Raw genomic sequence first — 15067 nt, forward strand, 5'->3', positions numbered from 1 at the left:
TAATGGGACAGAAGGTACATCCTACAGGTATACGCCTGGGTATCAGCAAACCATGGACATCTACCTGGTACGCTAATACTGCAGATTATGCAGATAACCTGTTTAATGATCATCAGGTACGTCAGTATCTGACTAAGGCACTTAAGAGTGCTTCACTTTCGAAGATCGTTATCGAACGTCCAGCGAAAAGCATACGTGTAACTATACACACTGCTCGTCCTGGTGTTGTTATCGGTAAAAAAGGTGAAGACGTTGAGAAGCTACGTAAGTATGTATCTAAGCTAGCCGGTGTGCCAGCTCAGATTAACATTGCTGAAGTGCGTAAGCCTGAATTAGACGGACAACTTGTTGCAGATAGTATTGCTAGCCAATTAGAACGTCGGGTTATGTTCCGTCGTGCTATGAAGCGTGCGGTTCAAAATGCAATGCGAATTGGTGCTAAAGGTATCAAAGTACAAGTAAGCGGCCGTTTAGGCGGTGCTGAAATTGCACGTGCCGAGTGGTATCGTGAAGGTCGTGTTCCATTACACACTTTCCGTGCTGACATCGACTATGCAACGTCAGAAGCTGATACTCAGTACGGTATCATTGGTGTAAAAGTATGGATCTTCAAAGGTGAAGTATTAGGTGGCATGCCACTTACTCACGAGCAGCCAGCTGCCGCACCTAAGAAGAAGGGCCGTGCTCCTAAGCGTGAGGGCTAATAATTATGTTACAACCTAAACGTATGAAGTTCCGTAAAATGCATAAAGGTCGTAACCGTGGTTTTGCTGCGGGTGACAGTGTAAGTTTCGGAACATACGGACTAAAATCCGTAGGACGTGGTCGAATGACCGCGCGCCAAATCGAAGCAGCTCGTCGTGCTATGACGCGTGCCGTTAAACGTCAAGGTAAAATTTGGATTCGAGTTTTCCCTGACAAGCCAATTACTGAGAAGCCTCTAGAAGTGCGTCAAGGTAAAGGTAAAGGTAACGTTGAATACTGGGTATGCCAAATTCAGCCAGGTCGTGTTTTATACGAAATGGAAGGTGTTCCAGAAGAAGTAGCACGCGAAGCGTTTGCATTGGCAGCGTCAAAACTGCCCTTTAAAACAACTTTCGTAACTCGGACGGTGATGTAATGAAAGCCACAGAACTGAAAGAAAAAAGCGTAGAAGAGTTGAACGCAGAGCTATTAAATTTGCTTCGTGAACAATTCAACTTGCGTATGCAAGCGAGCACAGGTCAGCTTGAAAAAACTGACGGTCTTCGTAAAGTGCGTCGCAGTATCGCGCGTGTTAAAACCATTCTGACTGAAAAGTCTAATGCCCCAGTAGGAGCTTAAGATGACTGAACAAACATTTCGTACAGTACAAGGTCGTGTGGTTAGCAACAAAATGGATAAGTCCATTACCGTTGCAGTAGAACGTAAAGTGAAACACCCTATTTATGGTAAGTTCATTAAGCGTACTACTAAGCTACACGCACATGACGAAACTAACCAGTGTAATCAAGGAGACGTAGTCACAATTCGTGAATGTCGTCCTTTGTCTAAATCTAAAAACTGGATGTTAGTTGACGTTGTGACTAAAGCTTAATAACAAGTTTTAGGTAATAAATTAAAAAGGTGCTTATCGTAAGATAAGCACCTTTTTTTGTGTTGGTAGAGTTAGTTTGGACGCCTTCGATGAGCCCTTGCAGGGCAGGTGAAGCAGACAATGGTTGTTGATCAAAAAACTGAGGTATGCCACTTTATGGCTAATAGGATCTTTGCTTATTTGGGAAAAATCTAGTGATAAAAGTGACACATATAGGTGCAGGCTCATCACTGATTGCTGCCATGTGTTTGTTTTTGGGTTACGTGGTTTCCTTCATTATTGTACCTGACTTTGTTGGTAATTCGGATACTCGCGCTGATTCTATTAGGCAACATGCTTTGCTCATACAAGCTTACTATTTTGTAGTTTGGATAGTGTTTGCAGGCGCGGTGTTATTAAGCAACTATGCTTTACTCTATGACGAAAAAAGACCCCACAATATTTATGAGAGCCTAATCACCTTATCGTGTTTTGTCGCAGTATGTTACTTTGTTTCAATTGGACTAATCGAAATTTCTTCCACCTTTATTGTGACTAACGATGTTAACACGCTAAGTCAATCCAATGAGTTCAGGGAATACTTCACTTTTTTGCAGAAATTTAGAGGCAGTACCGAATTTGCGGGTGATGTGTGGTTAATACTTATTAATAGCTATTTGTTCAAAATGAAAACAACATATAGAGTTCTTGCTATATGGGGTGGATTGGTTGGTGTTTTAGGTATGATATTGCTGCATCCGGCTTTTTATTCGATTGCAAACCTTTACCTAATCTTGTTTGTTGGTTGGTTTTTTTGCATTGGCTTACGAATGTTAAAGTAATCCTGTTATCTTCCCAACGGTTACCCAACCAACGGCTATATCGCCTTGCACTTGATTTGGCCTAGATACTCTATTTGTCCACTTTGGTCATGTCGTAAGTAACATTTCTTATCATTAGACAACAACGACAAAGTGATCGCTGTACGTATTTCACGCCCGTTTAACAACTGCCCCTGACTGTTTTGGACTTGAATAGCCTCAACAATAATTGTGGCACTTTCGGTAAAAGCGCTATCTGCGAGTTTAATAGTCTGACTATTTAATAAGTTACCAGCGGCTCGCTCTAATATTACTCGAGTGGCGGGTGAGGGTTTCTCAAGTAACGCCGTGACAAAATGTTGTGACTGCATCATATTGCAGCCAACCAACATGCTTGCTGCAGTTATCATTACTATCCGTTTTTTTGTTATCACAAGGCTGCAGGTTCACTAATAGGTGTTAGGATCTTGAGCGAATCAAGAAATGTGTTAGGTGTTTTAATGGCTATACCTGAGGGTTCTACATTCTTTTTCTCGAGAGCGCTTTTGGCTATTTTAGATTGGGGCGGACAAATTCCAGTTTCGGCGTAACCAATAGCCGATGCTAACAACGCCTCATTTTCATCACCAAGTTGAGCGGAGAAATCATCTGCAATTGAACAACCCGGTAGTTGGTCGTCAAATATTGGAGTGGTGACTGGGATAAAACCATCAGAATACTCACCAAAACCCTTAGCATTGACACCTTGAAATTGAATGGTGAAGTAAGTGGTACTGCAATTGTCCGTTGCATAAAACCCAAAGGGTTTGCCACATGTTGTATCGCCGATTAATACCACCTCAACATCTATGCCTCGTAAACCATTTATCACCGCTTCACTAGCAGAACAAGTGTTGTCTGTCGCTAAGATGAATACTCTAGTTACCTCTACTGAAGGTAAAGTGTTGTTTGTTAATGTGTTCGACGTCCAGTCTATTTCTTTAGAGTAAAAAGGCGTAGGTTGTATCGTGTTGCCTGTAATTGGGTCTTGGGTAGGGTATTTATCATTGAACTGCAAAGTTTCAAAATCTTGATTGTTAGTTTGGGCGCCTCCAGCAACCATATAAGCGACTTGCGAAGCCATGGCTAGCAGACCCCCACCGTTATACCGTAGGTCGATTATTAGTTCAGTGACACCTTGATCTACAAATGTTTGAAAACCATCAATAAGTGCATCTTGAGCTGTTCTGATGAACGAATTGAATTGCATATAACCGATTTTACCAGCCGCAGTGTTGAGTACTTTAACATTTTGAACTGGGCGTAATTCGATATTCGCGGATGTTAAATTCGTTTCTAACACTTGATTTCCAGCGCTATCGGCAAATACAAAATTAAAAGTTTGCCCGGCATCCGCAGGACTTAAGGCGGCATTGATTTTATCTACATCAAGCTGATTGGTTGCGTTAACAAAATCAACGCCATCGATTGTTTTTAATTCGTATCCACGACTGACACCTGCCATGGCGGCAGGGGAGTTGGGTTCTGTGTAACGTACGATTATACGCCGTGGCGAACTAGTACTCAGGTATTCCCAACTGATGCCGTATCCAGAAGTCACCCCACTTTGAGTACGCTTATTGTATTCTTGTGTAGATTGCGAAAAATGGAAATTATCTTTATTGGAACCGCTTATCGTTAATTCAGTGGTTTTTAGCTGACTAAAATAGTCTGCTACGGAAAAATTCGACGGGTTGTTATCAGCAACTTCGCTGTACCAAAGGTAGGTATCTTCAGTCCAAGAACGAAGCCACATTTTTTCATGCATTGCGGTGCCTTGAGAGTCCAAGAAGGTATCTCCATTGCTATCGGGACCTGTTCGTGGAGCAGAGCAGAGGTTCTTGTAGTTTGCAGCCTCAGCATACTGGCCAGCTACCCATTCTGGCTCATTTGTATTAGGGATGGGGGGCTTCCCGGTATTCGAATCACTGCCACCGCAAGAGGTTAATATAAAACTCATGGTTACAATAAAAATGGCTAATGGTGTTTGGTTCATAGATACAGTTCTTCTTACGGATATAATTTTTAACAAAGAGTTTTATTGGATTTCTCTGTCATGACTACAAGTAAAAACCTAGATTCGTTTACTCTGCAAAGAGTGTCAACTGACGAAATATTCGTTCAATTAGCTGCTTTCGATTTAATCGCAGAACTTGCGAATTGCGTACCGATCAATGACAGCAAACAGTATGCAGTGAAGTAATAAAAACCTTCACCAGCGGCAGATAATGTTTGGGTACTAATGTCCAACGCAATTTTAAAGCCAAATACGCTGAACTGTTCAGTGGTAGAAGTATCTGCATGGTTGGTAGACATGATTGCTAAAAATATAGCAATGACAAAGACATCAGCCATAGACCATTTACCTATAGACGCGACAAAATTAATAAGTCTTTTTTCAACTTGCAGAGATTTATTAAAGTAGGCAAAACACAAAAGCAGTGTTTTTAGCAACGGAATGCAAACTGAAAACACAAATATCAATGCGGCAACCAACAAACGTTGGTCGTCCCATAATTCACTTATGGTCGCCATAATAGATAATTCCTTGTCTATTAACGATGATCTAAGGTCTGAGCCGCTTAACCTAGCCGCCATTTCCATATTAAATGAAAACATGGTGAGTAAAATACCAGGAAAGAAAAACCCTAGCGCCGCGATGTTTAATGCAAAACCGATATGCTTTTTATACATTTTCAAACAATGCTTCTACACGTTTACGAGTATCTTCAATCGTTTTAATGTCTGCAGGGGCGATAAAAATTGTGTCGTCTCCAGCAATAGTGCCTAGCACACCGTCTTTTTTACCCAATGAATCTAACAGACGAGCAATCAACTGAGCTGCACCAGGACTGGTACGAATAATCACCATCACATTGTTGTGTACAATATCAAGCACCAACTGCTTAAGCGGGCTTTTTGCCGTTGGCATACCCATTTCAGGAGGTAAACAATAAACCATGTCACCGCGAGCGTTTCGAGTACGAACCGCGCCAAATTTGCTCAACATCCGCGAGACTTTGGATTGACTAATATTATCAAACTGCTGGGTTTTTAGGGCTTCGACTATATCGCCTTGAGACCCAAAACTTTCGGTTTTCAGGATATTTTTAAATGCTTTTATCAATGCGTCTTGTTTATTGGTGGCCATATGCAGCTAATTGCGTGGGTTGATGGAGGTATTTTGCCGTATTGCTTGGGTTTAAGCAATTTGCCAGCTTAAAGAATGTAAAGAGTATATGATAAAACATAGCTGCCTGTTAAATCTAACCAGACCCTAGTATAATCCCGCGGTCTAAAATATTGACTAAGAATTATATTTTACCAACCATGTTAGTTTTGATTATTGCAAAGCAGCAAGCTTTTCACAGGAGAGAATCATGAAAATAGCCGTATTAGGTGCAGCCGGTGGTATCGGCCAAGCGTTGTCATTATTATTAAAAACTCAATTGCCAGCTGGCTCAGAGTTAAATTTGTATGATGTTGCTCCAGTGGTTCCTGGTGTAGCGGTAGATTTAAGTCACATCCCTACTGATGTGAAAGTACAGGGTTTCGGAAAAGAAGATTTAGCCGATGCGTTGACCGGTTGTGACATTGTATTGATCCCAGCTGGAGTACCGCGCAAACCAGGTATGGATCGTTCTGATTTATTTAACATCAATGCTGGAATTGTTAGAAATTTAGTTGATGCTATTGCTGATAATTGTCCAGAAGCGTGTACTTGTGTGATTACTAACCCAGTTAACACTACAGTTGCTATTGCGGCAGAAGCGTTAAAAGCTAAAGGTGTTTATAACAAAAATAAACTATTTGGTGTGACGACTCTTGATGTTATTCGTTCAGAAACATTTGTAGGTAACCTGAAGGGATTAAACCCTGCTAACGTGCATGTGCCTGTAATTGGCGGACACTCTGGTACCACTATTTTACCTCTTTTATCTCAAGTAAAAGGTGTGGAGTTCACAGATGAAGAAGTCTCAAGTTTAACTACTCGTATCCAAAACGCGGGTACTGAAGTTGTTGAAGCAAAAGCTGGTGGCGGATCCGCGACACTTTCTATGGGTCAAGCTGCAGCAAGATTCTGCTTGTCTTTAGTAGACGCCATGCGCGGTGAAAACGTAGTTGAATATACTTATGTTGAAACCAACAGCGACGATGCTGAATTTTTCTCTCACCCAGTACGTTTAGGTAAAAATGGCGTAGAAGAAATTTTATCTTACGGCGAGCTAAGTGAGTTTGAAGAAAACGCTAAACAAGCTATGTTGGATGGTTTACGTGGTGATATCGCTTTAGGCGTTGAATTTGTAAAAGGTTAAAGATTAGTTTTTACTGATTTACTAATTTGATGCAATAACAAAAAGCCCCTTAAAGAAGTACCTAAGGGGCTTTTTTTACGTCCAAATATATTGATTAACAATCAATTAGTCATTGTTACCTGGCTACTAAGCAGCAGCTACAGGGCGACTTGGTACAGTTTTATTAGTCTGAATTGGCCTAGTTGGTTTAGATTGTCTTGCTAACGCAGATGCCAATTTTCCGCCACTTTGTGATGTTGGAGCGGTTAATTGTTTTAACTTAGGTTTAGGCAGCTTAGCCTGAATACATTCTCTGATGTCTAGCGCTTTGTAACCTGATCGCACTTTGATTCTCACGTGCGGAATATGAGCTGCATCAAGTGCACCGCTTACATAAAAATCTCGCTGGCTCTTATATCCATCTTTTCCACTATTGTGGACTAAATCTATCGCAAGTATTGGTGTCATATCTTTTTTGGAGCAAAGCACAAAATCTAAATGTTTGCTGCCGGCTCGTGAAGCGGCATTTTTGATAGTTTTTTTATCTGCATTTTGGTGGATAGTTAAGATATCGCTCATCTTTACTCTGCATAAAATACGAAACTCATTCCCTACAGCTTCTTCGATAAGCTCTAAAAACGTACGCTCAACAGGGGTGAACAAGTTGCCTTTCTTTCTAAAAGGAAAGGTTAAACCTGGTTCATTAAGTTTCATTGCGCCTACTGCTACTATAATAAGTAACATCATCAAAACAATTGCTAGTTCCACTTTGCCTCCAAAAGTCAATGTCGGAAAATTGACTCAGTATTAATCTTTCTCCTAACTAAGCAAAGAAAGTGCCAATGAGTGGTAGAGAAGGGCTTCAATGATGTGGATTAGGAGTGGATCTATATTTCTGTCGTTTTTAACTTTAACCAGCCGATTTTATTAGGATATCTATTTGACTACCTTGGCCATCTTTGGAGATCACAACTATTTGTTGCCCATTTGAATATTGCAGTACTATGCGGCCATTGAGCATTTTCTCTTGTTCAGCTTGACCCATTTGGGAGATATAAAAATCCTTTGCACTTTGCTGATTACTGATTGCGAAGTAGGACATGCTTGCAGGTAACCCGTGGTCAAATAACTGACAAAATTTGGCATTGGGGTATAGAGGTAAACTAAAGAAATCCGCCGGGCACATCGGGCTAGACGTTTGGGTTGTAGTAGTCGATTCTGAGTCACTAGCAGTTAGTTTTTCTGGCTCGGACGGTTGTGATTCCACCACCTCTGATTGTGCTTGCAACGCCACGGTATCTGTTACTGTATAGTCTTGAGCCTGCAATGTTATGCTAGTTAAAGCAGTCAACAAGATTGAACTTTTCAATTTAAAATTTAACAAACAACTATCCCCGTGTTAACGCTTTTGTTTACTATAGAAGTTCATAACCTTAGCAGCAAGGCAATTCAGGTGAGCAAAGGTATGTTTGCCCGTGAATGAGTATAGAAATGATAAAATTTTGTTTAGATTACTTACGACTTATACTTTTTTGTAGCGGGTTGTTAATCGGTATTCAAGTTCCTGCAGTGGTTGATCAATACGAAAAACGGGTCGATGCCCGTTTATCAGAAGCGTTACAAATTTTTGCTGGGTTCCAACAAACAGCTGATCGTTATTTTGGTGGTAACGTCGAGGAGCTCGTTAAACATTATGAAAGTAGCGAAGACCTTGTTTTTAATGATGATGCCCGAAACATTCGTTTTATCTCTGATCGCGTGGCCACACTACAACAAGAAGCCCAGTCTCTGCAGCAACAAGCACTTTGGCGAGTGTTACATGTTGTCACATCAGCAGATAAACAAATTATTCAACAGACCATGGAACAATATAGCTATATGATCCTTATCGACCCTCAAGCCTTGATTTGGGGCATAGTCTGCGGTTTTTTGATTACCATTGGGTTGGAAGCAGTGCTACATCTTTTGGGTTTTTGTTTGCTGTGTTTTCGCCCCCATAAACACAGTCCTAATAATTGAATTCAATGCAATATCCTTAAAGGGATAAGATATGGTTATTCCAAGTTAATTGAGTCACGTGTGGATTTAGGTGATTGGTCATCTAAAGTAACCTGAACTCGGGATAACCAACGCCTGTAAGCGACGCTATTTTTGTTCTTACCCCAAATTGACCGTTAATAAGTATCGATGAAGTTCGTATCTCATTGAAATTTAATTAAATTTTTTTTGTTGTCGACATTTCTTATCCCGAGCTAAGGTTAAAGTAGCTGAAAGCCATAGGTGATGAATGGCTAATACTTCGCTACATGGCCTTGACTAACACAGTTTACTGCCCCACATCTACTCGTTATAAACTTCAATCTTGCGCTAAATAATGTGGTGGTTCTATGAATAAAAATCTAACAATCGATATTGTGTCTGACGTATCTTGTCCTTGGTGTATTATCGGATACCAAGCCTTGAATCAGGCTCTGTCAAATTTAGCTCCTGATATTCAAGCTGATATTACTTGGAGACCTTTTGAGCTTAATCCTCAAATGCCAAAAGAAGGTCAAGAGATTACCGAGCATATTACCCAAAAATACGGCATCAGCGAACAACAAGCTGAAGAAAACCGCGCCGCAATTAAAGAGCGTGGCCTGTCTGTTGGTTATGAATTTGGTAACCGTGGAGGTGGCCGTATTTACAATACTTTTGATGCACACCGTTTATTGCATTGGGCTCATGAATTTGGCAAACAAACTGAACTTAAATTGGCGTTGTTTAATTTGTATTTTCAACAAAATAGTAACCCTAGCGATCATCAGCAATTACTAGCGGTGGTTAAAAATATTGGACTAGATGTGACTGAGGCCAAACAAGTTTTGGATTCAGATAAATATACAACTGAAGTAAGAAAACAACAGCAACATTATCAATCTGCAGGGGTGCATTCAGTTCCTGCAGTGATAGTGAACAATAAACACTTAATTAGTGGTGGTCAGCCTACAGAAGTGTTTCAAACAGCCTTAAAGCAAATAGCGGCTGAATAACGGATTTTTAACGTTACCTGATTTGGCGGATTCACTCTATTTACCCGATAGCCTCATGGGCAAATAGAGTGTGTTGCTGTATTTAAGTTACTTGTTAACTGGGAAACCTCTGTCACGCATTAATGCTTCAACTTTAGCATCACGTCCTCGGAATAAACGGTAGGCCTCAGCCGGCTCCATTGCGTTGCGGATAGAAAACAAGTGATCAACTAGTTTCTTACTCAGCTCTTTATCATAAAAACCACCCGGCGCTTCTGCAAAGGCTTCAGCCGCGTCAGAAGTGAGAACTTCTGCCCACATATAGCCGTAGTAACCGGATGAATAACCTTCACTAGAAAACACATGTCCAAATTGAGTACTGCGATGACGCATGACGACTTCTTGTGGCATACCCAGTGCGGCTAATTGTTCTTTTTCAAAAGCTTGGGGTTCGATTTCGGCAGGATCTGTAGTGTGGTACAACAAATCCATAATAGCTGACGCCATATACTCGGTTGTTTTAAAACCTTCGTTAAAGGTGGCGGCTTTTTCGATTTTGGTTACCAATTCAGCGGGGATGGGTTCGCCAGTTTTGTAATGGACTAGATAATTGTTGATCACCTCATCTGTTGTTAACCATCGCTCTAACAATTGCGATTGAAACTCAGTGTAGTCTCGTACCCCAGAGTGCGAAGTTGGGTAAGCCACAGTGGCTGACAAGAAATGTAAGGCATGACCAAATTCGTGGAAATAGGTTTCAGCGTCGTCCCAAGATATTAAAGTGGGTTGACCTTCAGAACCTTTAACAAAGTTAGAATTGTTTGAAGAAAGAACCGTCTTTTTACCGTCAAATGTTGTATGGCTACGGTAGGTAGTTGCCCAAGCTCCAGAGCGTTTTCCTTTGCGGCCAAATGGATCAAGATACCAAAGTCCAACGTGTGCACCTGAGGTTTTATCTGTTACTTCCCAGACTTTAACGTCTTCATGAAATACTGGAACCGAACCTTCTGGTACTGGCCTGAAATCAAAGTTAAATATGCGACCAGCCACATAAAACATTGCATCGCGTAATTTATGCAATTGTAAATATTGTTTTACTTCATCAGAATCAAGCGAGTATTTGTCTTTACGAACCTTCTCTGCATAATAGCGATAGTCCCATGGCGCGATCTTAAAGTTTGCACCTTGTGCATCAGCAATCGCTTGCATATCTGCCACTTCTTCTTCAACACGGGCTATTGCCGCTGGCCATACTTGTTTCATTAAATTCATGGCGCTTTCCGGGTTTTTAGCCATGCGGTCTTCTAAGCGCCACTGTGAATAATTATCGTAACCAAGCAGTGCAACACGCTCATCACGTAACCTAAGGATTTGTTTGATGAGTTCGTTATTATCGAATTCATCACCATTATTTGCGCGGCTGTAATAGGTTTTCCAAACCTTTTCTCTTAGTTCTCGTTCGTCGGAGTAAGTTAAAAATGGGTCCATAGATGAACGAGAGTTAGTAATTGCATACTGGCCTTCCTTTCCTAGGGCTTTTGCGGCGTTAGCTGCAGCTGAAATTAACGATTCTGAGAGACCCGCTAACTGCTTCTCACTTAAAAACAATGCATAATTTTCTTCGTCAGCGAGCACATTGTTGGCGAACTGAGTTTGTAAGCCTGCCAATTCTTGGTTGATTTCGGCATAGCGTATTTTCGCTTCTCCTGACAAGGTTGCGCCATTTCGAGCATAACTATTGTAGGTAAGCCATGTGATGCGCTGCTCTTCGCTGTTAAGGGTTTTTAGTTCTGCACTTCGATACACGGTTTTTATCTTATCGAAGAGTTTCTGGTTACCTATGATGCTTGAATTAAAAGCAGAGATCTTTGGCACCATTTCTTTTTGAATAGCTCGAAATTCAGGACTATTCAAGTTTGAACTCCAAATGCCCCAATATTTATAGACTCTACTTAATTCGTCGCCAGATTTTTCTAAAGCGGCTATGGTGTTTTGAAAGTTAGCTGGTTCAGGGTTATTAACTATCGCCTCTATTTCGGCCAATTTCAGAGCCATGCCTTTTTCTAAGGCAGGTTTAAGATCTGCTAAGTCCATCTTATCAAACGCAGGTACACCGCCATATGGGCCGGTAAACTCTGCTAGCAGTGGATTGGATTGTTGGGTCTTTTCTTCGACTGTGGTTTGTGTTGTTTTAGACTGTGGAGTGGGGTTTTCGCTACAAGCACTTAAAGCCACTATCAGCGCACTACTTAATAGCGTTGCTAGTTTAGTATTCATTATTTTCTGCCTAGTAAATTTTATATTTATGATTAATTTCGTTAGTTCGTCTCTAACTAGCGGCAGAGTGTAAAGTTCTGGCATCAAAGTACAAGAGGGATAAGCGGTCATTGACTTAGTTATGAGTATTAAATTTGGTATGTTTTTTTATACCCAAATAGCCTTGGGTATACGGTATTGATACCTAAACTAGGTAAAGTATTAGACTAGACAAGCCCAAGTTGAGCCTTGATATGAAATCAATTTTAGTCACAACATCGATACTAATATCTAGCCATAGTTATGCTAGTTCAGATGTATTGGCGACTACGTTAAATTGGTTGAAGACTTGGTCTCCGCAAAATATCGAATTTACAATGCTAAAGTCAGCCATAAAATTTAACGGTTGTAGGCAGAAAGAATATTTAGCTGCTTTTAACCAACCTTTAACTGACAATATTACTCTCGAAATGGCAGTGGGGTATGCCAAAGGCAAACACTCGTGGGGCGTATTTAGTCAAAAAATATCAGTCAAAGAATTTACTTTTGTTCCCAGATTCCACCTTACCCAAAATGTCAGTATTGGGTTTGGAGTAATCGCGCAATCACAAACTGAATTTAAAACCAGTCAAGGCATAGAGCTTAATTTACCTAAAAATACTGAGTGGTTGTTCAGCACTCGCACTAATGGGTTTGCCTATAATCATTATTTGGAGTGGTCGTTATCAAGCCAAAAATGGCGTGCCTCAAATGACTTTGGAGGTTTATTTGAAAACGGCACAACTAATCATAAAGTCGTATTGAGTTATAATGGCTACTTCTAAAAGAATATTGCCACTACCTTGTCCATCATTTTATACTGCCGCACCTTGAGCGGAGCTCGTCCCTAAATGTTGCGCGTCGCATAGCCTCAACACTGTTTTTTTGTCCAAGCCATTTACTTGGGTAATACAGGTGTTTTGAAAATCAGACAGCGGAAGCATGCCCTTATTAACGACTAAATGTTGTTTTATTAGTTCTCGCAATACTAAGCCATGGGTCATCACAATTAAATTTCCTGACATATTTTGATAAGCGTTTAAAACGCTTTGCCATGCCAGACTTACACGGTGTACAAATTGTGGGTGAGTTTCACCATTGGGTGGCGCGTAGTTCTCAGCAAAAAAATCTGCATCAATATCAGCATAGGCTTTGCCGCGTAGATCCCCAAAACTTCTTTCTCTGAGTAAGGGCTCAAGAGTAAAACTTGACGATGCCATTGCTCGCATAGGTTCAGCCGTTTGTTGGGTACGTACGTGATCGCTGCAAATTATACCTTGAACAGGAATGTCGCGAAAAGACTCGGCCAGTAACTGCGCTTGCCTGTGCCCTTCAGTTGAAAGAGGGGTATCGGGTGTTTGTACAATTCTATCTCTATTGCCATTAGTTTTGCCGTGACGAATCAGGTAAATAGACATCAGTCGAACAGCCCCTATGCAAACACCACGGTTTTGTTTTTGTGAATAATCACTCGGTCTTCTAAATGGTATCGAACACCATTGGCTAGCGCCGTTTTTTCACAGTTTTTGCCTTTGCGAACCATATCCGCAGAAGTATCGCTATGGCTAATCCGCATCACTTCTTGTTCAATGATTGGGCCTTCATCCAAATCACTGGTGACATAATGGCAGGTAGCGCCAATTAGTTTCACGCCACGATTATAGGCTTGAAGATAAGGTTTAGCACCGGCAAAGGAAGGTAAAAAGCTGTGATGGATATTGATTGCCTTTCCAGCCAACTTTTTGCAAAGATGATCAGGAATAATTTGCATAAACCTAGCCAATACAGTCAAGTCCGCATCATAGGCTGCTATGAGTTTTTCAATTTCTGCAAAGGCTTTTTCTTTGGATTGGTCTTTAAAGTCTACCCAATGAAAAGGGATATTGTGCCAGTCAGCAAACTGTTTCATTTGCGGATGATTGGCAATAATACACGGAATATCGCATTGCAATTCACCACTATGCCAGCGATGTAAAATGTCCATCAAACAATGAGACTCGTGACTGGCCAGCATGACGACTTTTTGTTTTTTATGAGAATCGGCAATTTTCCAATTCATCTGAAATTTTTCAGCAATAGGTTCAAAAGCTTGCTGGATGCTGTCCATACTCATATTGATAGATTCAGCTTTTATCTCATGACGCATAAAAAAACGTCCTGTTTGCTGATCGGTGTGGTGGTTCGCCTCTACAATAGTGGCATTTTGTTCTGCTAAAAACTGACTTACCGCTGCGACTAACCCTACTTGATCTGGGCAATCTATTACTAATCTAAATGTTTGCTGCATATTCTTTGACATATTTCCGATAACTTAACCCTATTGTTGCTCGGTACATACACAGGCGTAAAGAACAATTACTGCTATTTCAGAATCAATAGTAAAAAGTGCGAGTGTCGTACTACCATTGTTTTTCTCAAAATTCATGTAAACGCGCTGTGAGTAGGAGGATTGACAGGTGTTTATCGCGACTAATCTATTCTAGGTACTCACCCAAAAAGCCTAATCAATATAGAATGTTAATCACTTAACCCAAAAGCCAAGATTGTTGGATTGGGTAATACACTCCCTGCTCGCTGGGTTTTGACGCAAACAAGTGAAATTCATTTGCTCGCCACTGAAAGTCCGCAGCCGCTGAGAATATGTCTGGTTTGGCCTTACATTTTCGCGCTAATGTAAGGTGTGCTGTGTAGTTTTGTTGCTGCAATCTAAGACCAGCCATTTGCGCTAGTTTGTTTATTTCTGCCACTAGATTTAAGTGTTCTATTGCGGTTTTTTCGCAGCCCAACCAAAACGCTTTGGGTTTTGACCAATAACCCAATTGGTTAAGGGAAATATCAAAGGCCGAGACTCTAGGCATTTCATCTACAAGGCGGGTAAGGGAATGAAGTTGTTGAGCCGTTATATTACCCAAAAATGCCAAAGTAATATGAAAGTTCTCTGCAGGCACTGGCGCAAGTAATTGCGGGAAGGCTTGGTTGCGCCAAACTTCAATCGCTGATTTAGTTTCAGCGTTAGGCTCTAAGCCAAAAAATGCTCGCATACTGCTACCT

19 protein-coding genes are annotated in these 15067 nt (G+C 41.0%); 9 read left to right on the forward strand and 10 right to left on the reverse strand.

The genetic code is table 11. The annotated features are described in order from the left end of the window. The first annotated feature begins 2 nt into the window (after positions 1-2). From rpsC to KO534_RS02285, 5 genes are all read left to right on the forward strand, one after another. A complete protein-coding gene (gene rpsC / locus KO534_RS02265; RefSeq protein WP_215926759.1) occupies positions 3-704 on the forward strand; it encodes a 30S ribosomal protein S3 in 702 nt (233 codons plus the stop codon). Positions 705-709: 5 nt separating this feature from the next. Continuing rightward, positions 710-1120, forward strand: a complete 411-nt coding sequence (gene rplP / locus KO534_RS02270) for a 50S ribosomal protein L16 (RefSeq protein WP_215926761.1) — start codon at positions 710-712, stop codon at positions 1118-1120. Continuing rightward, positions 1120-1323, forward strand: coding sequence for a 50S ribosomal protein L29 (gene rpmC, locus KO534_RS02275; protein WP_215926763.1), 204 nt, complete (start codon positions 1120-1122; stop codon positions 1321-1323). Before rplP ends, rpmC begins: the two co-directional genes overlap by 1 nt. Position 1324: 1 nt before the next feature. After that, complete coding sequence (gene rpsQ / locus KO534_RS02280) at positions 1325-1576, forward strand: 30S ribosomal protein S17 (protein WP_215926765.1); 252 nt, start codon at positions 1325-1327, stop codon at positions 1574-1576. A 194-nt stretch (positions 1577-1770) separates the two neighbouring features. Beyond that, positions 1771-2397, forward strand: coding sequence for a hypothetical protein (locus KO534_RS02285; protein WP_215926767.1), 627 nt, complete (start codon positions 1771-1773; stop codon positions 2395-2397). Between the two features lie 35 nt (positions 2398-2432). On the opposite strand, the gene KO534_RS02290 is transcribed toward KO534_RS02285, so the two are convergent. The 4 genes from KO534_RS02290 to argR form a co-directional block, all read right to left on the reverse strand. Continuing rightward, positions 2433-2786, reverse strand: coding sequence for a hypothetical protein (locus KO534_RS02290; protein ID WP_215926769.1), 354 nt, complete (start codon positions 2784-2786; stop codon positions 2433-2435). A 20-nt stretch (positions 2787-2806) separates the two neighbouring features. Beyond that, positions 2807-4411 (reverse strand): S41 family peptidase, encoded by a 1605-nt coding sequence (locus KO534_RS02295; RefSeq protein WP_215926771.1) that lies wholly within the window; start codon positions 4409-4411, stop codon positions 2807-2809. A gap of 125 nt (positions 4412-4536) precedes the next feature. Next, positions 4537-5109 carry a paraquat-inducible protein A gene (locus KO534_RS02300; RefSeq protein WP_215927345.1) on the reverse strand — a complete coding sequence of 191 codons (573 nt, stop codon included), beginning with the start codon at positions 5107-5109 and terminating at the stop codon, positions 4537-4539. Continuing rightward, on the reverse strand, positions 5102-5566 hold the full coding sequence (argR, locus tag KO534_RS02305; RefSeq protein WP_215926773.1) for a transcriptional regulator ArgR: 465 nt from the start codon (positions 5564-5566) through the stop codon (positions 5102-5104). Before argR ends, KO534_RS02300 begins: the two co-directional genes overlap by 8 nt. 229 nt (positions 5567-5795) lie before the next feature. Here argR and mdh point away from each other — a divergent pair, with 229 nt between their 5' ends. Beyond that, positions 5796-6731, forward strand: coding sequence for a malate dehydrogenase (mdh, locus tag KO534_RS02310; protein WP_215926775.1), 936 nt, complete (start codon positions 5796-5798; stop codon positions 6729-6731). 126 nt (positions 6732-6857) lie between these two features. Here mdh and KO534_RS02315 read toward each other — a convergent pair whose 3' ends face one another. Both KO534_RS02315 and KO534_RS23360 read right to left on the reverse strand, forming a co-directional pair. Continuing rightward, complete coding sequence (locus tag KO534_RS02315) at positions 6858-7478, reverse strand: DUF2726 domain-containing protein (RefSeq protein WP_215926777.1); 621 nt, start codon at positions 7476-7478, stop codon at positions 6858-6860. A 142-nt stretch (positions 7479-7620) separates the two neighbouring features. Then, entirely contained in the window at positions 7621-8094 is a 474-nt protein-coding gene (locus KO534_RS23360) for a hypothetical protein (RefSeq protein WP_252731914.1), read from the reverse strand. 107 nt (positions 8095-8201) lie between these two features. Between KO534_RS23360 and KO534_RS02325 the strand changes: the two genes are divergently transcribed. Both KO534_RS02325 and KO534_RS02330 read left to right on the forward strand, forming a co-directional pair. Next, positions 8202-8729, forward strand: a complete 528-nt coding sequence (locus KO534_RS02325) for a DUF2937 family protein (RefSeq protein ID WP_215926779.1) — start codon at positions 8202-8204, stop codon at positions 8727-8729. 368 nt (positions 8730-9097) lie between these two features. Further along, on the forward strand, positions 9098-9742 hold the full coding sequence (locus tag KO534_RS02330; RefSeq protein ID WP_215926781.1) for a DsbA family oxidoreductase: 645 nt from the start codon (positions 9098-9100) through the stop codon (positions 9740-9742). 87 nt (positions 9743-9829) lie between these two features. On the opposite strand, the gene KO534_RS02335 is transcribed toward KO534_RS02330, so the two are convergent. Then, on the reverse strand, positions 9830-11998 hold the full coding sequence (locus KO534_RS02335; protein WP_215926783.1) for a M3 family metallopeptidase: 2169 nt from the start codon (positions 11996-11998) through the stop codon (positions 9830-9832). A gap of 233 nt (positions 11999-12231) precedes the next feature. Between KO534_RS02335 and KO534_RS02340 the strand changes: the two genes are divergently transcribed. Next, the gene (locus tag KO534_RS02340) at positions 12232-12801 is read left to right on the forward strand and encodes a hypothetical protein (RefSeq protein ID WP_215926785.1); all 570 of its coding nucleotides are present in this window, start codon (positions 12232-12234) and stop codon (positions 12799-12801) included. Positions 12802-12831: 30 nt separating this feature from the next. On the opposite strand, the gene KO534_RS02345 is transcribed toward KO534_RS02340, so the two are convergent. The 3 genes from KO534_RS02345 to thpR form a co-directional block, all read right to left on the reverse strand. Continuing rightward, on the reverse strand, positions 12832-13434 hold the full coding sequence (locus tag KO534_RS02345) for a histidine phosphatase family protein (protein ID WP_215926787.1): 603 nt from the start codon (positions 13432-13434) through the stop codon (positions 12832-12834). Between the two features lie 14 nt (positions 13435-13448). Continuing rightward, positions 13449-14303: a formyltetrahydrofolate deformylase gene (gene purU, locus KO534_RS02350; RefSeq protein WP_215927347.1), complete on the reverse strand. Its 855-nt coding sequence runs from the start codon at positions 14301-14303 to the stop codon at positions 13449-13451. A gap of 238 nt (positions 14304-14541) precedes the next feature. Then, a complete protein-coding gene (gene thpR, locus KO534_RS02355) occupies positions 14542-15057 on the reverse strand; it encodes an RNA 2',3'-cyclic phosphodiesterase (RefSeq protein WP_215926789.1) in 516 nt (171 codons plus the stop codon). Between the last annotated feature and the right edge of the window lie 10 nt (positions 15058-15067).

Source organism: Paraglaciecola arctica (assembly GCF_018861065.1).
GTDB classification, from domain to species: Bacteria; Pseudomonadota; Gammaproteobacteria; order Enterobacterales; family Alteromonadaceae; genus Paraglaciecola; species Paraglaciecola arctica_B.

Excerpts from the sequence above, each read along its gene's own strand:
- KO534_RS02330 (WP_215926781.1), top strand. The coding sequence starts at position 9,098 with ATGAATAAAAATCTAACAATCGATATTGTGTCTGACGTATCTTGTCCT.
- KO534_RS02345 (WP_215926787.1), bottom strand. The coding sequence starts at position 13,434 with ATGTCTATTTACCTGATTCGTCACGGCAAAACTAATGGCAATAGAGAT.
- thpR (WP_215926789.1), bottom strand. The coding sequence starts at position 15,057 with ATGCGAGCATTTTTTGGCTTAGAGCCTAACGCTGAAACTAAATCAGCG.
- rpmC (WP_215926763.1), top strand. The coding sequence starts at position 1,120 with ATGAAAGCCACAGAACTGAAAGAAAAAAGCGTAGAAGAGTTGAACGCA.
- KO534_RS02325 (WP_215926779.1), top strand. The coding sequence starts at position 8,202 with ATGATAAAATTTTGTTTAGATTACTTACGACTTATACTTTTTTGTAGC.
- rpsC (WP_215926759.1), top strand. The coding sequence starts at position 3 with ATGGGACAGAAGGTACATCCTACAGGTATACGCCTGGGTATCAGCAAA.
- argR (WP_215926773.1), bottom strand. The coding sequence starts at position 5,566 with ATGGCCACCAATAAACAAGACGCATTGATAAAAGCATTTAAAAATATC.
- KO534_RS02340 (WP_215926785.1), top strand. The coding sequence starts at position 12,232 with ATGAAATCAATTTTAGTCACAACATCGATACTAATATCTAGCCATAGT.
- rplP (WP_215926761.1), top strand. The coding sequence starts at position 710 with ATGTTACAACCTAAACGTATGAAGTTCCGTAAAATGCATAAAGGTCGT.
- KO534_RS02335 (WP_215926783.1), bottom strand. The coding sequence starts at position 11,998 with ATGAATACTAAACTAGCAACGCTATTAAGTAGTGCGCTGATAGTGGCT.
- KO534_RS02290 (WP_215926769.1), bottom strand. The coding sequence starts at position 2,786 with ATGATAACTGCAGCAAGCATGTTGGTTGGCTGCAATATGATGCAGTCA.
- KO534_RS02295 (WP_215926771.1), bottom strand. The coding sequence starts at position 4,411 with ATGAACCAAACACCATTAGCCATTTTTATTGTAACCATGAGTTTTATA.
- purU (WP_215927347.1), bottom strand. The coding sequence starts at position 14,303 with ATGCAGCAAACATTTAGATTAGTAATAGATTGCCCAGATCAAGTAGGG.
- mdh (WP_215926775.1), top strand. The coding sequence starts at position 5,796 with ATGAAAATAGCCGTATTAGGTGCAGCCGGTGGTATCGGCCAAGCGTTG.
- rpsQ (WP_215926765.1), top strand. The coding sequence starts at position 1,325 with ATGACTGAACAAACATTTCGTACAGTACAAGGTCGTGTGGTTAGCAAC.
- KO534_RS02300 (WP_215927345.1), bottom strand. The coding sequence starts at position 5,109 with ATGTATAAAAAGCATATCGGTTTTGCATTAAACATCGCGGCGCTAGGG.